The organism is Pedobacter segetis (assembly GCF_016623585.1).
Taxonomy (GTDB): domain Bacteria; phylum Bacteroidota; class Bacteroidia; order Sphingobacteriales; family Sphingobacteriaceae; genus Pseudopedobacter; species Pseudopedobacter segetis.
This window is the reverse complement of record NZ_JAEHFY010000003.1, coordinates 170164-194606: the sequence shown is the minus strand read 5'-3', so window position 1 is coordinate 194606 and position 24443 is coordinate 170164. Positions and strand designations below refer to the sequence as shown.

At 36.0% G+C, this 24443-nt stretch carries 13 protein-coding genes; 3 read left to right on the top strand and 10 right to left on the bottom strand.

The annotated features are described in order from the left end of the window. Position 1: 1 nt before the first annotated feature. The 10 genes from I5M32_RS03125 to I5M32_RS03080 all read right to left on the bottom strand — a co-directional run bounded on the left by I5M32_RS03125 (position 2) and on the right by I5M32_RS03080 (position 19885). The gene (locus I5M32_RS03125) at positions 2-1126 is read right to left on the bottom strand and encodes an alginate lyase family protein (RefSeq protein ID WP_200584719.1); all 1125 of its coding nucleotides are present in this window, start codon (positions 1124-1126) and stop codon (positions 2-4) included. A gap of 110 nt (positions 1127-1236) precedes the next feature. Next, positions 1237-2136, bottom strand: a complete 900-nt coding sequence (locus tag I5M32_RS03120; protein ID WP_200584718.1) for a DUF5017 domain-containing protein — start codon at positions 2134-2136, stop codon at positions 1237-1239. 14 nt (positions 2137-2150) lie between these two features. Continuing rightward, positions 2151-4292, bottom strand: a complete 2142-nt coding sequence (locus I5M32_RS03115; RefSeq protein WP_200584717.1) for a RagB/SusD family nutrient uptake outer membrane protein — start codon at positions 4290-4292, stop codon at positions 2151-2153. A gap of 10 nt (positions 4293-4302) precedes the next feature. Next, positions 4303-7587 carry a SusC/RagA family TonB-linked outer membrane protein gene (locus tag I5M32_RS03110; protein WP_200584716.1) on the bottom strand — a complete coding sequence of 1095 codons (3285 nt, stop codon included), beginning with the start codon at positions 7585-7587 and terminating at the stop codon, positions 4303-4305. 992 nt (positions 7588-8579) lie between these two features. After that, positions 8580-10688, bottom strand: a complete 2109-nt coding sequence (locus I5M32_RS03105; RefSeq protein WP_200584715.1) for a sulfatase-like hydrolase/transferase — start codon at positions 10686-10688, stop codon at positions 8580-8582. A gap of 184 nt (positions 10689-10872) precedes the next feature. Continuing rightward, positions 10873-11883, bottom strand: a complete 1011-nt coding sequence (locus I5M32_RS03100; RefSeq protein WP_200584714.1) for an aldose epimerase family protein — start codon at positions 11881-11883, stop codon at positions 10873-10875. A gap of 55 nt (positions 11884-11938) precedes the next feature. Then, a complete protein-coding gene (locus I5M32_RS03095; RefSeq protein ID WP_200584713.1) occupies positions 11939-13039 on the bottom strand; it encodes a family 43 glycosylhydrolase in 1101 nt (366 codons plus the stop codon). A gap of 196 nt (positions 13040-13235) precedes the next feature. Beyond that, complete coding sequence (locus I5M32_RS03090; RefSeq protein ID WP_200584712.1) at positions 13236-14141, bottom strand: AraC family transcriptional regulator; 906 nt, start codon at positions 14139-14141, stop codon at positions 13236-13238. A 289-nt stretch (positions 14142-14430) separates the two neighbouring features. Further along, complete coding sequence (locus tag I5M32_RS03085; protein ID WP_200584711.1) at positions 14431-18501, bottom strand: hybrid sensor histidine kinase/response regulator transcription factor; 4071 nt, start codon at positions 18499-18501, stop codon at positions 14431-14433. Between the two features lie 301 nt (positions 18502-18802). Then, positions 18803-19885, bottom strand: a complete 1083-nt coding sequence (locus I5M32_RS03080) for a family 43 glycosylhydrolase (protein ID WP_200584710.1) — start codon at positions 19883-19885, stop codon at positions 18803-18805. A 514-nt stretch (positions 19886-20399) separates the two neighbouring features. Between I5M32_RS03080 and I5M32_RS03075 the strand changes: the two genes are divergently transcribed. The 3 genes from I5M32_RS03075 to I5M32_RS03065 all read left to right on the top strand — a co-directional run bounded on the left by I5M32_RS03075 (position 20400) and on the right by I5M32_RS03065 (position 24368). Next, positions 20400-21938 (top strand): SulP family inorganic anion transporter, encoded by a 1539-nt coding sequence (locus I5M32_RS03075; RefSeq protein WP_200584709.1) that lies wholly within the window; start codon positions 20400-20402, stop codon positions 21936-21938. A 35-nt stretch (positions 21939-21973) separates the two neighbouring features. Further along, positions 21974-22369: a hypothetical protein gene (locus I5M32_RS03070; RefSeq protein ID WP_200584708.1), complete on the top strand. Its 396-nt coding sequence runs from the start codon at positions 21974-21976 to the stop codon at positions 22367-22369. Positions 22370-22451: 82 nt separating this feature from the next. After that, positions 22452-24368 (top strand): LTA synthase family protein, encoded by a 1917-nt coding sequence (locus tag I5M32_RS03065; RefSeq protein ID WP_200584707.1) that lies wholly within the window; start codon positions 22452-22454, stop codon positions 24366-24368. The last annotated feature ends 75 nt before the right edge of the window (positions 24369-24443 follow it).

The following is a 24443-nucleotide window of genomic DNA, read 5'->3' as shown; positions in this document are numbered from 1 at the left end:
ACTATTGTTTACTGTGTTTTTTAACGATTTTCAGATAATCTAGTTGATTAAATTCTTTACCAACGGTATCGAGCATTTTAAGCAACTTCTTTCTAGAATCTGCAATAGGAACTATCTGCTGGTAAGGCCAGTCTTTATCTAAGTAGGGAATCAAAAAGTCGTAAGCTTTTCTCATGCTTCCTCCCTGTGGGCTCTGGTAATTCCAGATATCGACACCGTATTTTTTGCCCAATAAGGCTAACTGAGTGAGTGCGTTTAAATTTAACAAAGAGTAAGAATAAGCTTTTGTTCTGGTTAATTCTTCGGGTTGTTTGCCATCAGCATCTATTTGTTGGGCAATTCGTTTGGTTTTTACCTCTTCTAAAAGCTGGCGAAGTTTATCTAAATTATTAATATAAATGAGCAGATTGGCCAGTTGAATATCAAAAGTGGTACCATGGTTATTGGTTGCCGAAGCTTCCAATTTTCCGAAATCACTATTTTGCAACCAGTCGGCGTATTCGCCTAGCCATTTATCAAAATCTGACTTAAATTTATCATCAATTATTTCTTCTTTTTTTAACAAAATAACATCCTTCATCACTTCTTCTATACCTCCAAATTCGATGATGCCAAACTGCCTTCCGGTATTAACGCCTTTAATTCCCTGGGCATAATCCAGGTTTGGGTTCATCCGGGTTTCATCATTTAAAAACCAGGTGGCGATTAAATCCTTCTGTTTGAGGGCATATTTTTTTTCTTTGGTGATTTCATATCCTTTTCTTAATGAGGATACTGCCTGAATAAAATTTTCCCATTCCTGAAAATCTGTAGCGTTGGTTCTCGCTTCGGGATTTACCTGCCCATCTTTTCTGATGTAAGGCAGGCCATCTTTTGTTTTTGGATTTGGCCAAAAATAAGGCGCTAAGGAATAATAATCATGTTTATTACCAGAAGCGGCGATGCCTGTTTTATTCATCACAGAAAAACTATGGATAGTAAGTGCATTCTCTGCTGCTTTGATAATTTTAAGCTTTTCGGTGTTGTTTACAACCGTATCTTTTAAATAAAGATTTACCGATTCTTTTGCTTGCAATTGATGAAAGCTAAAGCTTGTAAGGATAATGATGATAATGATCAATCTCATTAAGGTATTTTTTGCGGATGATGAATTCTTATGCTAAAAAATTTATTTCAAATAAATAAGAGCTACTTATGAGGCACTCACAAAGGTAGCCCTAATTATAAATCAAACTGCTATTTAACGGTTATTGTAAACTCTTTTAATACCTCTTTGTAATCTTTATTTGTACTGTTGCTTCCTACAAAAACTACTTTATAAGTACCTGCTTTTGAAAACACATAATTATAATTGGTTATTAAAGGATTTGATATGTTTTTGATGGCAACACCGGTACTGGGGTTTATTCTATTGGTTTCAAATGGTTTAGAAATGGCCCAATCTTCATCTGCAGGAGCATTGGCATCAACTAATGGGTGTGTAAAAGAATCATTTACGTTTGATGTTATCGGGATTACCCATTTACCCACCTCACCGGCAAAGTCAAATGCTCCAAAACCGGCATCATAAACATATTTGGCATTCTCAAAAATTTGGTCATCATACACCGTTTTAAAAGAAAAATTGCTGATGGTTAGCAATCTTTGAACCAGAGCAGGGTTTACTGTTTTAAACCTAAAAGCAACGTATAATGGCTTACCTTGTTCTGTATAGGGCGTTAAAACAACTTTTTGGTTTGCGCCAGGAATGGTGATAGAACTTGTAATATCTATCCAAGTGGCTGCCGAAATATCTGCTTTTGTATAATTACCATTAAAATTGTTTGAAACTAGTAGGCTCAGATTACTTGAAGTACTTGATCCTGATGCAGCGGCCAAAGTAGAGGTAAAAGTCATTTCTGGTTTGCCACCATCGGCCGTAAACTTATTTCTGGTATCATAATTATTCCCCACTTCCCCAGAGTAAAAAACAATATTTGTAGGTGCTCCTGAAAGTGTAAATCTTACGGTATCTCCAAAATTAAAATCGTTTTTATTTACCGATACAGAAAAATCTGGAGTGGTAGAATCAATCTTATTACAGGACATTATTGCCGGTATTGAGATTATTAAGGTTAAATATTTTATAGTTTTCATATCTGATCAAATTATTAATATCCGGGATTTTGTTTTGCCAATTTGTTTGCAATAATCTCAGAATTAGGAATAGGCAATAGATTATCAATTTCTGTAATATTATTTGGGCCTGTAGTAAAGATGTTAACATTAGCATTTAGGTTGCCCAAAGCAGTGCTTGGTGCAGCATAAGCTCCGTACAGTTTTGTGCCGTTGCTATTTAGTTCTTCACTGCCAGCACCAGCCTCTATCCCTATACGTTTAACCGTTGAAACCAAAATCCCCCATCTTTTTAAATCTTGCCTTCTTAAACACTCAAAAGCTAATTCTCTTAAACGTTCATCCTGAATAGTTTTTAGAAAATTGCCTGCAGATGCCATGGCAGGGGTTAAATCTGCACTTGCAAAATTCGCTACGGCGGTTGCCGCAACGCCTGCATAGGTAAAGGTTGTAGTGCCACTTACAAAAGTGCCCGAAGCATTTGTTGGCGCAACATTTCCTGAAGTACCAGCTACTGTAACGGTGTATAAATTCCCGTTGTTTACCACTTGTTTCCCCGCGGTATAAACCGTATTTGGCGCAAACGGAGTGCCCACAATTACAGTAGGAGGGATCACATAACCTTCACCCATATCATATAATTCTATACCACTGATAGCTCCCGAAGTAACAATTCCTGTGGCTCTGGCATCCTCATTCAAATAAGGCCTTTGGTTAACCGGTACGGTTTGCGTTCTTAATTTTCTGTTACCGGGCGTAGATACAAAAGTACATTCTGGTTGCGTTGTGTACCCAGAACCCGGGCTTGTAAGCGTTATAGTTGCAACACCTTTGGCCCCCCTTGCTTCTCCATAACCCCTTCTTCTCACTAAATTTACAGCGTCAACGGGGGTCATCCCGATGGTACCCGGTGAAAGAGGGCCGTTTTCATGAGCTTCCGCTTCTGCATACATTAACAAAACATCTGAATATCGTAACAATGGAAAAGCTTGCGCAGATATAGGGCCGCTAAAAGTGGTGTGGGTTTCATAATACCTTCTCCATTTTCCGGGTTCCCTATTCCATTTCGACGCATTGTATGGGAAATATATCATTGGGTTTATATCAGTAGGCTTAATGGATGAGGCATTGCTAATGTAAAACGGGGCGATATTCCAATCTCTTCTGATATCGCCTGCGGCATAAGTGTAATAAGCCCTAGGGTTGGTACGCTCAAATCCCTGATCTGCTCCCCAAATTCCTCTTGAAGCGGTAAGGCCCACCCTCGGAATATATTGCTCTCTTAATGTTGTTCCCAAAGCCTGCAAATTGGCATTAGAGATCGGTGTTAACTGCCATAGGGTTTCTCTGTTGGTATTGTCATAAATATTTGATGAGTGATCGATAAATACTTGATCATAATCTGGATTCAAATGATGTAAACCAGATGCAATTACTTTTTGCGCCCACATAGAGGCATCTGCATATCTCTTTGTATCATTTACCGGATAGCCGGCGGCAAATAAACATACTCTTGCCAACATACCCTGTACCGCCGTTTGGCTTACCTTCTCATTAAAGGTAAGTGCAGTTGCGGGTCTTAGTTTTAATAGATCCTGTGCTTTTTCCATTTCACTAATCACAAAATCATAAACCTCTTTTGTTGGAGTAAAAGCTCTCTGCACCCCTTTCAAAGATTTTGAAGATTCTTTTGGGAGCGGAATATCGCCAAACCACTGAGTAAGCATAAAGAGATAATAAGCCCTTAAAAAGGTGGCCTCGCCCCTATAAATGGTTCTTTGATCTTCTGTAATCGATTTGCTTTTATCTATGTTTTCTAAAAAAACATTTGCCCTATTTACCCCAACAAAACAGGTACTCCACAAGCCCTGTACATATTTTATAGATGAGCTTGTTTCATTGTAATGGGTTGGATAATCATTGGTGTTTAGATTTTGGTTCGAGGTTGACTCATCGGTACCTAGAAAACAATGTCTCCAATATTCGTTGTATCCTGCTTGGTAAGGGCTACCGCTAAACTGAACTTCGTAAATTGCATTTAATGCAACTTCGATTTCGGCTTGGGTGTTAAAGAAATTTTCTGTTGATACAAAAGATTCTGGTACGATATCTAAAGATTTTTCACAAGATGCCAGCCATATTGCGGGTATAATTAAAAATTTTATAAACTTTTTCATGATCGTTTTTTTAAAAGGTTACGTTAAGGCCAAAAGTGTAAGTGAAAGCTCTTGGGTAGGCAGAAAAATCATAATTTGGTGTTAACCCGGGAGCGTCTGATGCGGTGTTTGCTTCGGGGTCTGGACCAGAATAATTAGTTATAGTCCAAAGGTTTTGGGCAGATGCGTTTATTGAAAGAGATCTTATTTTTGATCTTTGTAACCATTGGCTTGGGAAAGAATAAGAAAGCTGAACGGTTTTAAACCTTAAATATGAATTATCTTCAACAAATCTGGTGCTATTGAGGCTTACACCAGAGGCATTAACACCTGGGGCATAGTTAGACGGATTTGTTGGTGTCCATCTGTTATTATATGATGCGAATTGATTGAATCCTAATTTAGGGATCTCTAAAAAGTATTTGTTGTAATTTAGATTAGCTCCTCCGTAAGAATATTGAAAAAAGATATTTAAACTAAAAGCCTTATAACTAAAATTATTATTAAACCCACCAATAGCCTTTGGCGATGATTGACCTATTATACCTATATCATTATCATCGATCAACCCATCCTTATTTATATCTCTATATTTTGCATCACCTGGTTTAACCGTGTTCCTATCGTAACCAATAGACCCGCCATTTGGCGAAGCAAGTTCATCTTTTAAAACATAACCCCCTGAAGGTAGCTGATTAAAATCTGTGTATTGGTAAACACCGTCATACGTTAAGCCATAAAATGAACCTATGGGTTTGCCAACTTGCGATATATAGTTGAACGTTGGGTTTTTAATGGCAACCTCTGCCCTATTAATCAGGTTTTGATTTCCATCAGCTAATTCAACAATTTTATTTTTATTAAAGCTGATGTTAAAGTTTGAATTCCAAGTAAAAGATTTACTATTGATGACATTAGCGATCAAGGTAAACTCAAAGCCTTGGTTATTGATTTTGCCGATATTTACCAAACCTCTATCAAAACCGCTACTCAACGGGAAATCTGCAAATAGCAACAAATCCCTTGTTCTTTTGTTATAGTAATCTAATTCAAAACTTAAACGTTGTTTTAAAGCCTTAAATTCTATTCCTGCATCTAGTTGTGCGGTTGTTTCCCATTTTAGATCTTTGTTACCAATAGATGTTTGAAAGAAGCCGTAGTTAAAGGTGTTATTGAAAATAAAGCCCGAGGTGTTGGTTTGCCCGATAGGAGATGCGTAGGGATAAGGCCCTATTCTATTATTACCCGTCTCGCCATAATTAATCCTAAATTTCAGATCAGAAATGACCTTTACATTTTTCATAAAATCCTCCTCACTCGCTTTCCAGGCAAATCCTCCGGAAGGAAAATATCCCCAACGGTTACCTTTGGCAAATTTTGAAGAACCATCTGTCCTAAAACTTCCTTTAAAGATGTATTTATCTATGTAATTAAAAGTGGCTGTTCCCCCAAAACCCAAAAGGTTATCTTGGGCTAGATTAAAATTGATGGTTGGCTGTACAGTACCTGAAGAAAGGCCACCTATCCCTAAGCTGGAATTTAATATCTGGTTGGCATTATATCCGTTAGATGAAACCCTTCGCCATTGTTGGGAGGCTAAGGCAATTACTGTTAAACTTGATTTTTTAGAGAACCTTTTATTAAATGTTAACAGGTTATCTATAGAAAAATTATTTGTTGCAGAATTTAAAATCGATCCGTTTGCACCGTATGCAAGACCAGAGTTGGTTTTAGGCCCTTCAAATTTTTCTCTTCTTCCTCCATTGAGAGACATGCTTGCGTTTAACCTGTAACTAAAGTTTGAGTTAAACTTGTAGTTTGCGCTAGTACTGGCAGAAAAAGCACTTCCGTATCTGCGGTTTTCTTGGTTTTTAGCAGAAAGAAATGGGTTAAATACCGATGTGGCAATAGAAGGAGAACCCGGTTCCTCATCAAATTCATCATCTACCAAATCTACATTGCCAAGGAATATGTTTGTTGGCCTAAAGGCCCAAATTCTATAAAGCAAGTTATTGGTTGGGAGGTTACCTAAGCCTCCATTATTTGATTCTTGACTTCGCGGGAAAGTTCCATAAGATAAGGTACTTGCATAGTTTAGGTTTGCAGTAATCTTAAATTTATCATTAATTACCTGATCAATATTAAACCTACCTTGGTACCTTTTAAAGCCAGAGGCGATGATGATCCCTTTCATATCGGTTAATCCGCCTGAGAACAAATACCGGCTGCCGTTCTGACTGCCTCCACTAACCGAAAGGAAATGGTTTTGGAAAAACCCTTTTACAAATACCTTGTTTTGAAAATCCAAGGATGGGGCATTTTCATAATTTGTGATATCATATTGAGGCAATGAGTCGATAAATTTTGATCCATCAGGATTTTTATTGAAATATGCCCGATCTGTAAATGCCGGATCTAACTCATATTGTAGGTTCACAAACTCGGCAGCATTCATTAAATCTACCCTTCCGGTAGTAATATTTTGCCCAAAATAATTATTATAATTTACTACACTTTTACCCAGTTTACCCTGCTTAGTTGTTATGATTACAACTCCGTTTGCTGCTCTAGAGCCATAGATTGCCGTAGATGAGGCATCTTTTAAAATGGTGATAGATTCAATCTCTGCGGGGTTCAAATTATTGTTGTCTGGATCTTCTACCGGCAAACCATCAATAACATATAACGGCGAATTAGAGTTGTTTATAGAGCTAGCGCCCCTTACCACAATTTGTAAAGGATCGCCCGGCTGCCCATCTGAAGAAATAACCTGGACCCCAGCCACCCTGCCTGCCAAAGCCTGTTCAAAAGAAGTTACTGGTGCCTTTTGTAAATCTTTAACATTTACCGAGGCTATAGAACCTGTTAAATCTGCCCGCTTTTCTGTATTGCCAAAACCTACATCAACAACGGTAACCTCGTTTAATAACTTCGTATCGTTTTTTAATTGAATGTTGATGGTGGTTCTTGACCCAATGGTTACTTCTTGGGCAATGAAACCTATAAAACTGAACTGTAATTTTGCATTGGCATCAGGCGCATTGATGGTGTATTTACCATCAACGCTTGTGGTTGTGGCAATGTTGGTGTCTTTTACCTTAATACTAACGCCTGGAAGTGGTTCGCCGGTATCGTCTGTTACGGTACCTGTAATTTTAATTGTAACTGATAAATTTGCCCAATCGGTACTTTTTAGTAAATCGTAATGTAAATGGCTTTCCTTTATTCTATCATCCGCAAAAGATTTTAACGACATAAAAAGAAAGCACAAATAAAAGAACCTTTTAAAGATTTTAAAACTGTAAGCGTACTTCATAATTGTTTATTTAATTTATTGGTTTATAGTGGTTTTTTTATTGGTTTTTTTAGCATTAAAAGCACCTAAAGATTGTATTGGCCCAAACCATTACCTTATCCCTTTTGTTCAATGCTTTTTTTATTGTTAAATCCTTAGCAAACCTTTTTAAAATATGGTTAAACTTTTAGGGTTGTAAAGCGGGTTATACAGCTTATTTTAAGTCTATTTATCCCAAAAAAAGTATTGAGTATTAATATAGGTTAGCTTATTTTTTTCAGATGATTTAATGAAAAAACCATTGAAATAATTTTTGGCTTATTATCTGTTCTTTTTTGGTTTTAAGTATAATTGGTAGGTCAAAAGTATCTTAACGATAGATGAAAATTATCCATAAAAATGGTAATATCGTATTGTAAGAGAGTTTAAATACCTTGCAAAAGGTAGTAAATACCTGTTCTGCTAAAAGCTGCATTAACCAGAAATAATAAGAAAACACCATTTGTTTGCTAATTAACCACGGATATTTTTGATAAAAATATGAAGTAAAGAGTTTATAGATACTCAGCAAAATTAAATTCTTGAGAAGAAGAGCGGAGTATTTGAAAGGTTTGAAATTCTTTGGTTTATTTAAGGAGAAAAGGCAAATTAGAATAGGTTGTTGGGCATTTAAACCTAAAAATCAGGTATGCAAGCTTTTGCCTTAAAAATAAAATATCTAATGTTTTGTGGTGCCGTTCATAACCATCATAAATTTACTTAAATACTTTTTTATGGTTAAATTTAAAAGACAAATGTGTTTCTTTTAAGTGAATGTATATGATAATTGATTTTAGATTATTTTATGGATATGCCGTTTAAAAAACGGCACTGTGGCCAAACCCTAAATCATTAAAATTTGCGATATTTTATCCTTAATAGATTTCATCTATCTCTATTTTAAAAACTCTTTAAGTTTAGTTTAAACTTAATTTTTAGCGATAAATCTAAAGCTGCATAACTTAATGGGGTTGTTAATGTAGATAAACCGTTTGGTTAATGCTTTCTTTTGAGGTAGATGGCCCTTCCCACGATATGTTTAGTTTATTAACAATATTAGGGCGGTAAAGAAAATAAATTTTTATGGGGTGCAGCCCTGCTTTTAAATTAATGCTAGATTCTCTGCTTTCTCCTCCTTTATATCCATAATCTGCATCTATCACATTTGCATCGTGTATTTTTACAAATGCTTTATTAGAGGCTTTAAGGTAAAATGTATATTTTCCATCGGTAGGGGCATTTATATAACCTTGGTAAAGCAATAGCTGTGGTTTCTTAGCAATAAATTTTGATGGGTCAACAGTTTTAACAACGCTTTCTCCATTGGCTTTTTGATTGCTTATCTTGCTTATCCAAGGGCCAGGGTTGTCAAAATTTTTGCATGATAAGCCTTTGGTAAACATTTCATCAGTAATTGCAGCAATTGCCGTACTATCATAAGGCCGCATGGCAGTACTATCTGGCATACGAACTTCTAAAACCCTATTCTTTAAATAATTTTGTAACTGGGGCATACTAGCCGCCAAATTTTTTGATTGCTTTGGATCGTTCACTACATTATAAATTTCAAAATCATCGTCAGCGCTTTTAATATCATAACGCACACCTACGTAATTACCATATCTGTACATTTGAGTTTGCTTTCTTAGCCTTCCTCTGTTATTGCTGGCAAAATCTAAATAGTTGGGTGTTTTGCCATTTTCAAAATATTCAGAATAGATCAAACTTGTATCTTGTTTGCCCGTATTTGTTAAAGAAGGCAGTAAAGAAACACCATCTGTGTTAACAGGTGCAGAGAGCCCTGCTACGTCTGTAAATGTTGGCAGCCAATCATAAGAGATACTTGGGCTGTTAATTACCTGCCTTGCAGCTATATGGCCAGGCCACCAAGCAATGGTTGGTTCCCTCATTCCTCCCTCTAAAATGTCTCTTTTAATCCCGTCAAAGGGGCCAAAACTGTTAAAAAAATCGGCCCTGTATGGTTCTTTTAAATAAGATTCTATTGATGGGCCATTGTCTGATGAAAAAACAACCAATGTATTTTGGTCTATTCCTAAATCTTTTAAAAGCACCAAAATGTCATTCACTTGGTTATCAATTCTTTTGGTAATGGTTGCATATCTTTTATAAACGTTAGGCCAAGGCACTTCGGGCGTTGCGGGGTTTTTATCATCATCATAAGTTGCATTGCTATAAAATGGATCCATCCAAGAATCAACCTCTCCAGAAGCGGTATTTATCATGGCTCCAGGCTTGCCCGTCCATTGCAAACCACCCCTTAAACCAAAGCCTTTAGGGTATGCCTGTGTTGGAAGCTCTAAAACTGCATGTGGTGTATCAAAGGCCAAATACATAAAAAAAGGTTTCTCTTTCTCTTTGCCTTTTGTATGATCTACTATGTACTTTTTAGCATAGGCTGTAAATAAATCTCCGGTATAACATTTATCTAAAGTTTGGCTAATTTCCTTGTAACCCTCATAAACCTTTTTTGGCCCACCATTGTACATTTTACTTGGCCCTTCTTTTGGATAATGCTCATGCCCATCGCCATGCCCAACGTAACCCATATAATAATCAAAACCTCTTTTTAAAGGATATGCAGGCCATTTCTCTGCATCTTTGTCCCACTTTTTATTTCCCTGCAGCCCCCACTTTCCGATTGCGGCAGTTGTATAACCGGCCGCTTGTAATACATTGCCTAGGGTATAATTATCTGCAATTGCTTTGTCAAACTGGTTATCCCTCACATTGGCATGCCCCTGGCTAAGCCCAGAGAGTAAAGATGCCCTTGATGGTGCGCAAACCGGTGCACCAACATAATGGTTGGTAAGCATTGCCCCTTCAATTGCCATATTATCTAGATGGGGGGTTACAGTCCAAGGCTCTGATCTATCATTAGTTTTTTGTCGTAAATTTTGAAAAAATGCACCTACATCCCCGTAACCTAAATCATCTGTTAAAATGTAAATGATATTTGGCTTTTTAAGTGGTTTTATGCTAGTTTGGGCATAAACAGTTGCAATACCAATTAAATACACTACAAAGCAAACTTTAAAACAGGATCTATAATTTCTAAACTTCATTTTTTTTAATTTGGATGTGGTTTTAACCTTTAGCATTACAAGGTAACCTGATGGGGATTTAATTGCTAAGCTTATAAACCTAAAATTAGCTTTTCTATTGTTTTAAGAGATACGTAAATTGATCAAAAAATGGGGGCATTTTAACTTTACTTTAATTTATAACCATATTGTTACCCACAACTATTTATTGAATACCGTTTTCTTGCACAGAAAAACTGTAACTGATAAAGTGCTGGTAAGTATCTCCGGGTTTAACAATAATTGGGGGGAAATTTGGACGGTTTACAGCATCTGGGTAATGCTGAGCCTCTAAACATATACCTTCACACGGTCTGAAATCATTTTCTAAATAATCTCCAGAATAAAACTGTATCCCAGGGTAATTAGTATCTATTTTCAATTTTCTTCCGCTATCCTCATCATAAATTGTTGCAGCCGGGCCTAAAGATTTATCTAGTACAAAATACTCGTTATAAACACCAGAATACAATTTTGACTTATCTTTTGATATGGCTTTTGGATCATTGAAATCATGAGGCGAGTTTTTTACCGGAGTTAAATAACCCGTAGGTATATAATCTGCATCGGTTTCTAAAACATTACTAGCTGCAATAAAAAGCTGTTGTTGCAAAGCTTTGTTTTTGTTGCCAGATAGGTTAAAATAACAATGATTGGTTAAATTTAAAGGTGTTGGTGCATTGGTAACCGCATTATAAAATATGGTAAGCTTATTGTTTACAAAAACATACTTAACCCTTAACTCTACCTTCCCAGGGTATCCCTCTTCCCCATCTTCGCTACAATAATAAAACTCAACGCCAGCACTATCAGTACCTGCCGATACATTTTCTGTTTTAAAGATTTTATTGCTAAAGCCACTAAAACCTCCATGCAAATGGTTTACAGATTTTTCGTTTTTTGTTAATGATACTGTGCGATCCGCCATTTTAAATTGGCCAGAAGCGATCCGCCCGGCAACTCTGCCAACTGTGCTGCCCAAGTACATAGGGTTGCATAAATAGCTAGAAATTTTATCATAGCTCAATACTATGTTTTCTAATACCCCATTTTTATCCGGAATTCTTATTGCGATTACAGAAGCACCTGCGTTTGTTACTACCACTTCGCCATAATTGGTTTTTAAGGAAACCTGTTCTAAACTTGTTTTAAAGGTTAAACAACCTCCTGCTTTCATAACATTCATAAAACCATTTCAATTTATGGTAAAGTATTTTAAATAAAAGATTTGGTTAATTTTTATGGTACCAATCCATATTCCAGCTATCGATCCAGCTGATCTGCATCTTATCGTTTTTCAATTTGAATGGTAGCCAAATATATTTAGAGTTATAAATATCCTTTGGTTTCCAAACATCAAACAGTGCAATGTACTGGTTGCTTTTTCCTTCAATTTTCACGATAAAGGTTGATTGACCATCGTATGTTTTCTCTGGGCCTAAATTACTGATAGGGTTTATGCCAGAACAAGGGTTTCCCTCGTTTACCCAAGGCCCTTCTAAACTTTTGCTGGTAAAATATCTTGCCGGATTTGGGTTCCAGCCGGTAGAGCCAGAGCCTAACAAATGGTAAGTCCCTGAGCTATAGAATATGGCTGGGCCCTCTGTGCTTACGGTAACCCCTTTACATGGCAAATATTCTGTAGCGGGGTTCATGTAATCATCTGTCATTCTTGCTTTTACAAAAACCCTGTCTGATTTGCGCACAGTAAAGTGATATAAATTACCTTTTTCATCTTGGTAAAGTGCAAAATCGCCAGAACCGTTTTGGGAACTTGCTAAAAATTTATGGCTATAGGTAAACGGCCCTTGGGGATGATCTGCGGTTGCAACACCCGTGTGGCAAACCCCATACCCAACGCCTTTTAAATACAGTTTAAAAAAAGCGACATATTTTTTGGTCTTAGCATTATAAACCACTTTTGGTCTTTGAAAGATACAACCATAGGCCATATCTGCGTTTTTGTTTTTATAATCAACAGAAAGCACTAAGCCTAAATCTTCCCAGTTTATTAAATCTTTTGATCTGTAGGCATGCATCCCACCATCTGTATGCCCTTTAGTTTCTGAAGTACGCTCTAATTTATGCTCGCCGTACCAATAATAGTAACCTTTTTCATAGTAAATGCCCGCACTATGGGCATTAATAGGGTTTCCATTGGTGTCTCTCCACAACCTATCGGGATAAATTTTTGTTTGTAACGGAGCAACAGAATCTTGGTTTAAGTTTCTGTTTAAGACAGCAGATGAACTTTTTGTTTTACAAGAAAGTTGCAAAGAAACAATTGACGTAAATAAACCCAACAACAAACCCCAAACCCTAATTTTTCTCATTTAATTATTTGATTGATAAACTGATACAAAGCTTTATGAATATATTATTTTAATCTAAAGGTTATGCCCAAATCTAAAGGCAAAAAACCAGATGAGGAATAGACAATTAAACAAAAAAAATAGATTATCTTACTATATAAAAATAAAAAAGGGACAGTTTATAAAAACCATCCCTTACTACTAACCCAAACCAAATTTATTTTAACGACAAATTTTGCTCTCTATAAACCGAAGGAGAAAATTCCATTGTTTTATTGAACAACCTTGAAAAATAATACTGATCATCAATACCTACCTTATAGGCAATCTCTTTTATTCTAAGGTTTGTGAACTGCAGGTAATAACAAGCTTTATGAATTTTTAACCTGTTCAAATACTCAATTGGAGAAAAACCTGTTTTCTTTTTAAAAACGCTAGAATAATGACTTGGCGAAACATTGATATGGTTTGTTAAATCATTTATTGTTAAAGATTTATCCATGTTTTTCTCCATAAACTTGATTGATTTTTGGATAAGATCTACATCGTTATCGATAAAACTTGGGTTAAGTTTTTCTGCAAATAGAAAAAGGGACAAAAACTGAATAAAAATCAAATTGGCATAACTTACGCTTTCAAAACTATAGTCTATCTCTAAGGTGTTAAAAATTTTTTCAAAAAGATCAATCCTTGCATCGTTATAGCTAACACCGGCCTTAAAGGCCCCATACTTATCATTGATCTGTTGTATTATCCGATCGGTTTGCTCTCCCGAAAAATGGCACCAGTAAATTGTCCAAGGGTTTTCTGGGTCTGCCCTGTAAGTATGCGGTTTACCGTTAGGTATTAAAAAAAAATTACCCGCCGTAATAACAGATGCCTTTTGCTCAATAATTATTTCTCCCCTTCCTTCAACACAATAAATTAGTACATTCTGTTGCGCACCTTTGGGCCTCTCCATATAATGATATTTTGCTTTTGGATAGTAGCCTATATCCGTAACAAAGGCCTTATTGATTAAAGAATTATTTAAGCAAAATTTGCTGATCACAGACTTTGGTAACACAAGTTTTTTTTGGCCATCAAAACCGTCTTTCTTGAAATTTGTAGAATCTGAATTCATATAAACAATGATTAAACTCGGTTAACCTTAAAAAGCATATCTTACATTTTGGGTTTATGCTTAAAAATGGTTTTACTAAAAGTAAATGGTTTATAAACAAAAAAACACCTGACTTAAGAACTGCTATTTAAAGGATAAAATTGGTTGTTAGGAAACGTTTGATTTTCCTGTTACAAGTATAGATTTTAAAGCAGATTTAATAGGGGGTCTAGGAAATCAAAGCTGAGGGTTTAGGGGTTCAAATGTGTTTTGAGCATGGTTTATAGATATAAATCATGTTTTAAAAGACTTATTTGATTTTGTTATTCTCTGTTTCTGCATATTTAGAGGGGTTTACCCCAAAATGGTTTTGAAAGCTTTTTCTAAAGTATTTAAGATCGCTAAAACCAACTTCATAAGCAGCTGTACTTACGGTGTATTCTCCGGTTGCCAAAAGCTGAGCACTTCTTTTAAGCCTTATCAATCGTATAAAATAGGTGCCAGACATACCGGTTAATGCTTTTAGTTTTCTGTAAAATGTAGAACGGCTCATATTAAGAAAAGCCGCCATATCATCCATAGAAAACTCACCCTTGCCCATATGCTTTTCAATATAATCGATCGTTTTTTTCACAAACTCTTCTTCTGCAGAATTTACTTCTACCAAACTGGGCTCTAGGTTTAAGCGGTGCGCAAAAAGGTCTTTTAGTTTTTTACGGTTTTCAATTAGGTTATTGACGTACGATATTAATATTACCGGGTTAAAAGGTTTGGCCAAATAACTATCTGCACCTAGGTTTACACCCTTTAAATGAGATTCGTCATCGCTTTTTGCGGTAAGAAGAATAATTGGGATGTGCGATGTCCTATTATCGGCCTTAAGCTGTGCACATAGTTGGTAACCATTTTTGATCGGCATCATTACATCGCTTATTATAATATCCGGAATAATCTGTGCAGCCTTTGTAAAACCTTCGTTTCCGTCTTTAGCAGAAACAACTCTACCTATTGCTTTTAAGGTTTCTGATATATAATGGTTAAGCTCTTCGTTATCTTCAACCACTAAAAGAATTGGCTGTTCGCTTATCCCTTGGTTTAGAGTATATTTTTGGGCAACATTTGTTAATGCTGGTGGGTGCAGATCCTTAAAAAATGCCGAAAAGGGAAACGAGGCTTTAATGATGGTTCCCGATGGTTCATTATCTTCTATCACAATCTCTCCGTGGTGCAGCTCAACCAAATCTTTTACAAAAGCCAAACCTATACCTGTGCCGGCATATTTGCCGGGTTCTGCTTGTGCAACCTGATAAAAACGATCAAAAACTTTTGATTTATCATTGCTGTTGATACCTTTTCCAGAATCTGAAACAGAGATTTCACATTTTTCCCTTATCTCATTAAGTGCTATTTTAAAAACAATACTACCGCCGTTTGGCGTAAATTTAAATGCGTTTGATAAAAGGTTATAAACTATATTCTCAAGTTTGTTTTTATCGATGTTGAGGAATATCTGTTTCTGGTTTGTTTCAAACAAATACACTATTTTTTTCCTGCTTGCCTCATCGGCAAAAGATTCATAAACCTCCGTTAAAATTGGTAAAATATCTTGGTTGATAGCGTTTAACTTTAATGCGTTAACCTCGGCCTTGTTATAATCTAGCAATTGATTAATTAAACTTAAAAGTCTTTTAGATTGGTTTTGTACCTTTTGAAGCACCGTTTTAGTAGCTGGATCAAATTTCTTTGCTTGCATTAACCCTTCTATTGGCCCAATTATTAATGATAGGGGTGTTCTAAACTCATGCGAAATATTGGCGAAAAACCTACTTTTTATTTCGGTTATTTCATGCTCTTTTTTATAGTTTAGATCAGCTATGTGCAAATCGTTTTTAAGTTTTATCCTAGATAATGTGCTAGATCTTGATAGCCATAGCAGAAAAATAATTGCCAGGCAATAAAGCGTATAGGCCCACCAAGTTCTCCAAGGCGGTGGAAAAATCACTATTTTAAGTTCGGCGCCTTTGGTGTTCCAAATTTGATCGCTATTTGACCCCTCAACCTTAAAAACATAAGATCCCGGTGGCAAGTTTGTATAAGTTACACTCCTTCTTTTACCTGCCTGCACCCATTCTTTATCAAATCCATCTAGTTTATACCTGTACTGATTTTTATCCGAAGCGTGGAAATCTAATGCCGAAAAAGACAGAGAAACGATATCTTCTTTGTAAGAAAGCGTAATCTTATCTGTTAAGAACAAGGCCCTTGATAAGATCTTATCTCCCAACACTTTGTCTCCTACGTCAATATCGGTATTGTTTATTGTTAAATTTGTAATAAATACCGGCGGGGCATAACGGTTTAAACGGATGCTATCCGGATAAAAATAAGTTAGACCAGAAATACCCCCAAAAAACATTTTACCATCGTTTGCCAAAAAACATGAGTTTTCTGAAAACGTATTTGAGGAAACACCGTCTCTTTTATCGAAATTTCTAAATTTATGCGTTTCGGCCACTAGCTTGGTAATCCCGCTATTGGTACTCATCCAAATGTTATCCAACTCATCAACAAGTATGGCATGTACATAATCATTAGGGAAACCGGCCTGTTCAAAATAGCTTTTAAAGCTGTAATGTTCGCTATCTTGATAATTAAGCTTATTAAGGCCCTGTTGCGTACCTATCCAAATATTGCCGGCATGGTCTTCTGCCAAAGTAAGAATCGTATTGTTTGAGATGGTATTGTTTTGGTTTGTTTCGGTATTAAAAACATCGAAATTATTTTTTAATGGGTTATATAGGTGCAAACCATCATATGTACCTACCCAAAGCCTATTAAGATGATCAACCAATAAACAGCTTATCCTTCGGTTTTGCAAGGCTCCCTTTTGCCCTTCTTCATCGGCATATCTTATAAAATTTGGCTTTTCTCCATCAGCATCATTAAACCTAAATAAACCAAAATCTTGCGTACCTATCCAAATTGTTTGATGATGATCTTTAATGAGGGCCGTTACTTTTAATCCGTTTAAAGCTTTATTAGTGCTTAAGTTTTTAAAATGTAGAACGTTATTACTTTTGTTATAAAAGTCGCGGTAAATATATAATCCGCTTGATGAACCGATCCATAAATCTTTTTCTTCATCTTCTAAAAAAGTTCCTATAACCGCCTCTGGAGATAGTTCCGTTTTCTGTGAAAAATCAACACCATCTTTACTGTAAAGTAGGCCCCCGTCTTTAGCACCAATCCATAACGCATTTCTTGCGTCTTGATGAATAGCCGTAACATGGGTGTTGGTTAAGCCTTTGCCTTGCCCTTCAGAATAAGTTATGGTTTTAAATTTTTTCCTAAGCGGATTAATTTTGCATACCCCTCCCCCATCAACCCCTACCCAAATAATACCGGCCTTATCTTGCTCTATGGATAAAACAATATCATAATTGGTGTTATGAACATCATCTGGTTTGATTTTAATGCTCTCAAATTTTTTGTTATGTATATTAAACTTCTTTAGCCCATTGCCCCAAGAGCCAACCCAAAGATTTTTATCTTTATCCAAAAAAACCCTATAGGTATTGTTGCTTAGTTTAGTGCTAGAAATGTTTTTGTTAAAAAGAAACTGAGTGGTTGTTTGAGTATTTATTTTATACTCTACTAAACCAGAATCCCATGTACCGAGGTATAAAACGTCCTTTTCATCGTCAATTGCTATGGAAGTTATATTGGGACGTATCTTATCTAAGATTACGGGGACTAAAGAATTTGAGGGTTGATCGTACAAGAAAAGCCCATTTAATGCACCAACCCAAACACGGCCCTTTCTATCTACTTTTAGTGCTTTAACGCCCCATTTGTTGTTATTAACACTGTTAAATTTACCGTTTTTTAAAGTAAAGAGGCCTTGGGTGGCACCAATAAACAAGGTTCCAGAACTATCAATAGTTAATGATTTTATTTCTTGAATTTTAATATTGGCTGTTGGGCGGTAATGAACGATAGAATCTTTTAACAGATTATAGCTGTTTAGCCCGCCGCTTTTAGTACCGATCCATAAATTATGGTCTTTGTCTTCTGCTATAACTTCAACAGATTGATTAGAAAGGTTGTTTTTAGATTGCGGCCTTGATCTAATGATCTTAAAATCATAACCATCGTAACGGTTTAAGCCACCCCTGGTGCCAAACCATAAAAAGCCAAATTTATCTTGATGAATTGCCGTAACTTCATTGTTAATCAATCCGTTATCAATAGTTATTGGTGCTTCTATTTTTATTTGAGCGATAGAAGGTTGATAGATAAAAAAAAACAAATTAGAAAATAGGGCAAAGCTTTTTAGCCATAGGTTTCGATGCTTAATTTTTTCTTTGTATGATGTACCCATTTTTCTTCTCCAAATTAAAACAATGAGTTCATTAAATCAAAAAAGAATATCCTTTAACGGCAATAAACATCTTTAAAACACAAAATTGATTAGTTAAAACATTTTAAAATAATCTGGAAAGAAAAACAAGAAACTTAGCGGTAGCAAAGCTCCCAATCTGTATTAAAACGCTTAAGAACTGTTGCTTATCAGCTTTGCTAAATCGCCGCTATTAATATCTATAAAATAAAAAAACTGCCTACTAATTTATAGAGGCAGTTTTAAATTAAACAGTTTCTTTACCAGATGAAACAAGTAACTATTAAGGATACCAGGTAAGGTCCCAGCTATTTTGCCAGGCGATGTGCATCTTTTGATTATCTACCCTAAATGGAAGCCAAATATACCTGCGTTCTGGCACCCAAATATCAAACATGGCAACATATTGGTTTTCATGCCCTTCTATCGGGAATATAAAGGTTGACTGGCCTCCCCAAGTTAAATCGCTTCCTACGCCATTGATAGGGTTTGTACCAGTGCAAGGGTTAGATTGCGAAGTCCATGGGCCGCCAAGACTTGAACTTGTAAAATATCTTGGTGCCGTTGAATCCCAACCGTTAGATCCAGAACCCAATAAATGGTAAACGCCAGATTTATAAAAAATAGCTGGCCCTTCGGTGTTAGTTTGTACGCCCGTCATTTCTGAATAAGTTCCAGGGGTCATGTAATCGCTACTCATTTTTGCTTTTACCAGTTTACGATCAGATCTGCGTACGGCGATATGGTACAAATCTCCGTTGGTATCTTTAAACATGGTAAAATCACCAGAGCCCTTATTAGATGTAGCAAGTACCTTTTTAACATAGGTAAAGGGGCCTGTTGGCGAAGTTGCCGTTGCTATACCCAAAAAAGTTCTGGTATAACCTTCTCCTTTTAAATAAAGTTTAAAAAACGCAACGTATTTGCCTGTGCTGTTGTTTTTTACCACTTTAGGGCGTTGAAAAATACACCCGTCGGCAATATCGCTATTAGGATCGGAAGACAGTGGAAGCACTACGCCAAAATCGTTCCAGTTGATCAGATCCCTAGAACGATAACAGTGCATGCCTGCATCTATACCACCTTTACCAGGAGAGCTACCGGCCTTTTTTGCCTCTCCGTACCAGTGGTAAAATCCGTTTTCATAATAAATACCACCCCCGGTTGCCACAATTGCTTTCCCGTAGATGTCATTCCATACCTGCCCCGGAAAAATTTTAGTGGCATTGGCATCCGTTTTTACAACAGCCACATCCCCACTTCCACTTTTTGTTACAGCAACTTCTTCCTGTGATTTGGTGCATTGGGTAAAACTCATGGCAATTAGCAGCAATGAAGACAGCCCAAAGATTTTTTTTCTTTTCATTTTTTTGGAAATAATTTGGTTTGGTAATTGGTTAATTAAAACAATGATTTTAAGTAAATTAAAACCATTGCTTTTGTCAAATCTAAACCAAAAAAAGCATTGCATTAATAGACATTCTTATTAAATAGATAGATTATTTTATTATAAATTTAATGCAAAAAAATAGGCACAAACCCAATTTTTTACTTTCTCGCAAAAAAGGATAAAAACATCATCACGCCCTTTTAAATTGAACGATAGAAACTATGTAGATGATTTTTTTCTTGAAAACTTTATATTTATGGTAAGCATTTTCTATCGAGGCTCCAACTTTTTCTACATGGTTTTTCGGTTAAAGGTTCTTTATTGCCTTTAGCTTTGTGTAATGTGCCATCAACTTAACAGAGCAGTTTCTGTTTTTACCAGATCAGAAAATCATCAAATAAATTAATCCCTAATGAACTAAAAAGCCAACTTGCATCCCAGATCTAATAACCTTAGCTTCGCAACTTTTGAAAACCGCAAAAACATTTTAATGAAAGCCATACTTAACTTATTCAATTTCGAGCAGAAGATAGATTACAAAGTAGAGATTTTGGCAGGTATTACCGTAGCCATGACGATGATGCCAGAATCCCTTTCTTTTGCAATATTGGCTGGTTTCCCACCACTGGTTGGGCTTTACGCCGCTTTTATTATGGGTTTGGTAACTTCTGTTTTAGGTGGCAGACCAGGATTGGTTTCTGGAGGCGCAGGTGCAACCGTAGTGGTTTTAATTGCTTTGATGAAATCTAATGGGATTGAATATGTTTTTGCAGCAGTTGCTTTAGCAGGTGTTGTGCAGCTTTTGGTAGGGATTTTTAAATTTGGTAAATTTATAAGATTAGTGCCTCAACCGGTTATGTACGGTTTTGTTAACGGCTTGGCTATCATTATATTTATGGCTCAAATAGAGCAATTTAAAACGGTTGTAAATGGAGAGGTAACCTGGTTAACTGGGCAACCATTATTGATTATGGCAGGTTTGGTAGCCTTAACAATTGCCATTGTTTTTATATTCCCAAAAATAAGTAAGGCGGTTCCCCCTTCTTTGGTTGCTATTATTACCGTGTTTTTAATTGTTTTAGGGTTTAACATCGATACAAAAACAGTTAGCGATATTGCTTCTGTTAGCGGTGGTTTTCCTCCGTTTCACATCCCAAACATTCCCTTAGGTTTTAAAACTTTAGAAATTATATTGCCTTATTCTTTCATAATGGCAGGTGTTGGCCTTACCGAAGGCTTATTGACGTTAAATTTAGTTGATGAAATGACGGCAACACGTGGAAACGGAAACAGGGAATGCATTGCCCAAGGAAGCGCCAATATTTTGAACGGTTTCTTTTCTGGAATGGGTGGTTGCCCTATGATTGCCCAAACCTTGGTTAATTTATCTGCCGGGGCAAGAGCCAGATTGTCTGGAATAGTTGCTTCTATCACCATCCTGATGATCATACTTTTTGGTGCCCCTATAATTGGTTTGTTACCCATGGCCGCTTTAACTGGCGTAATGATCATGGTCGCAATTGGCACATTTGAATGGATCAGCTTTAGGATCATCAATAAAATGCCGAAACAAGATATTTTTATTGGGATATTAGTTGCAGCAATTACCATTTGGCTCCACAATCTAGCTTTGGCCGTTTTAATAGGTATCATTATATCTGCATTGGTATTCGCTTGGGAAAGTGCCAAACGCATCAGGGCTAGAAAATATATAGATGAGAATGGCATCAAACATTATGAAATTTATGGGCCACTATTTTTTGGGTCTGTAACGGCATTTAACGAAAAATTTGATATAGTAAATGACCCAAATGAAGTAATTATAGATTTCAGCGATAGTAGAGTGGCCGATATGTCGGGGATTGATGCCTTGAATAAACTAACAGATAGGTATAAATTGGCAGGAAAAAAACTTCATTTGAGACATCTAAGCGATGATTGCAAACAACTTTTGCACAACGCCAGTGATGTTATTGATGTAAATATCTTAGAAGACCCAACTTATAAAGTGGCGGTGGATAGGGTTTGATTTTTTGATTGATGAAAAATTTTTACCTTTAAATTATGGCACAGCTGATTGTCAAACGAAAAAAACAGTTTTTTGGTAGTTTCAAAATTGTAAACGTAACTATTGATGATCGCTTTGTTTTTAATCTGGGAAACGGCGAGGGATTTAAAATAGATTTACCAGAAAACTCACATCAAATAGCTATTGAAAGCTGCTTTGGATCAGAACAACTAACTTTAAAAGAGAATTGGTTTTTAAACAAGGAAATCCAAATTGGGTTTAAGAAAACAGATAAAGAATTACTACTTATTATCGCAGCTATTCTATTAGTCTGTATTTCATCGATCTATATTGATTTTAAATATGATCTTAACTTTATTTCTATTGTTCTGATTTTACCTTTTTTATTTATGATGGATAATAAATCACAACTTTTTACAGAGATATATTAAATTACGTTAATATTCTAAATATCATTAAAATCACAAACGGATTTACATTAACTTCGTTTATTATCACAAACTAAAATTTTAGATGTCTTTTTTTCAAAAAATTTTTGCCAAAAGATTTGGCCCAGTTTTCCTCCTTTATCTGATCATCATTTCTTTAGCATTCATTACCAGAACCGCTTTGTTGATCAAATCGGCAGCAGGTTTTGATTGGACATTTATAAACATCATTGGGGTTTATTTTATTGGTTTATTTTACGATACCGTATTAGCGGGATATTTTTGCATCCCTTTGGTTCTTTATATATGGCTTGTTCCCAATAAATTGTATAAAAAACAATGGCATCGCTTTTTATTATATAGCTATTTTTTAATAGTTACCTTTTTATTGCTTTTCAATATTGTTGCCGAGTGGGTGTTTTGGGAAGAGTTTTCTACCCGTTTCAACTTTATAGCGGTAGATTACCTGGTTTATACCACAGAAGTTATCGGTAATATTTGGGAATCTTATCCTGTTGTAAAAATCATCATTGTTGTATTTTTAATAGCCATTGCAGCATTCTTTCTGATAAAAAACAGCATTAAAGCATCCCTAAAAAGCAATCTTCGCTTTGGCAAAAGAACTTTAATAGCGGTTCCCTTGCTTTGTATCCCTATCCTTTCTTGGTTTTTTGTGGGCAACAAAGGGAAAGAGTTTAGCGATAACCAGTTTGCGGTTGAGCTGGCCGGTGATGGTTTGTACGAGTTTGGTGCTGCTTTTTGGAACAACGAACTTGATTATAATAAATTTTACGCCACCATTGATCAAGATAAGGCTTTTAAAATAGTAAGGGATTTATTAGGGAGAGATAGCGTAGCTTTTGTTGATAAAGCAAATAGCATCGAAAGAAAGATTTCTTATAACGGCACCGAAAAAAGATATAACGTAGTTTTGATAAGCGTAGAAAGTTTAAGTGCAGATTATTTGGGCGTTTATGGCAATACGCAAGGGCTTACCCCAAATCTGGATAGTTTGGGGAAAAACGGTTTATTATTCAGTAATCTTTACGCTTCTGGCACCAGAACGGTACGTGGTTTAGAAGCACTTTCTTTATCAATTCTACCAACTCCCGGCCAATCCATCGTTAAAAGACCCAATAACGAAAACCTTTTTACCATCGGTAATCTATTAAAGAAACGGAATTATATCCCTCAATTTATTTATGGCGGCTATGGTTATTTTGATAACATGAACTATTTCTTTGGCAATAATGGTTACCAAGTTATTGATAGAACTGCCATTACCGATAAAAAAGACATCCATTATGAAAACATTTGGGGCGTTGCCGATGAAGATTTATTTACGCTTTCAATAAAGCAACTAGATAAGGATTATCAATCTGGAAACCCGTTTTTTACGCACATCATGACGGTTTCTAACCATCGCCCGTTTACTTATCCTAACGGTAGGATTGATATTCCATCGCATACCAGCCAAGAGGGAGCGGTAAAATACACCGATTATGCCATTGGGAAATTTTTAAGAGAAGCGGCTTCCAAACCTTGGTTTAATAACACCATTTTTGTTATTGTGGCCGATCATTGTGCCTCTAGTGCCGGTAAAACCGAGCTTCCTGCTTATAGGTACCATATTCCTGCAATTATTTATGCCCCCAAAATAGTTAAACCTCAAGTTTATACTAAACTAACCGGGCAAATGGATCTGGTACCCACAATTTTAGGGATGTTAAAGGTAAACTACAACTCTAAATTTTTTGGTAGGGATATTTTTAGGGTTAAACCCGATGAGGAATGGGCTTTTATAAGCACTTACGAAAAGTTGGGCTTTATAAGGAATGGGCATTTATTGGTATTATCACCACAAAAAAAGGTGCAGCAATTTAAAATTATGCCCAATACCGATCAAATACCAGAAAAAGTAGATAAAAAACTGAAAGAAGAAGCGATAGCTTTTTACCAAACCGCAAGTTACCTCTATAAAAATCATCTTTACGGTAAATAAATTAGGTTTTTTTAATTTAAGCCATTTTTTGGCTGATAATTTTTTAAGTTTGATTTTGAGCTTGTTTAAGATTTA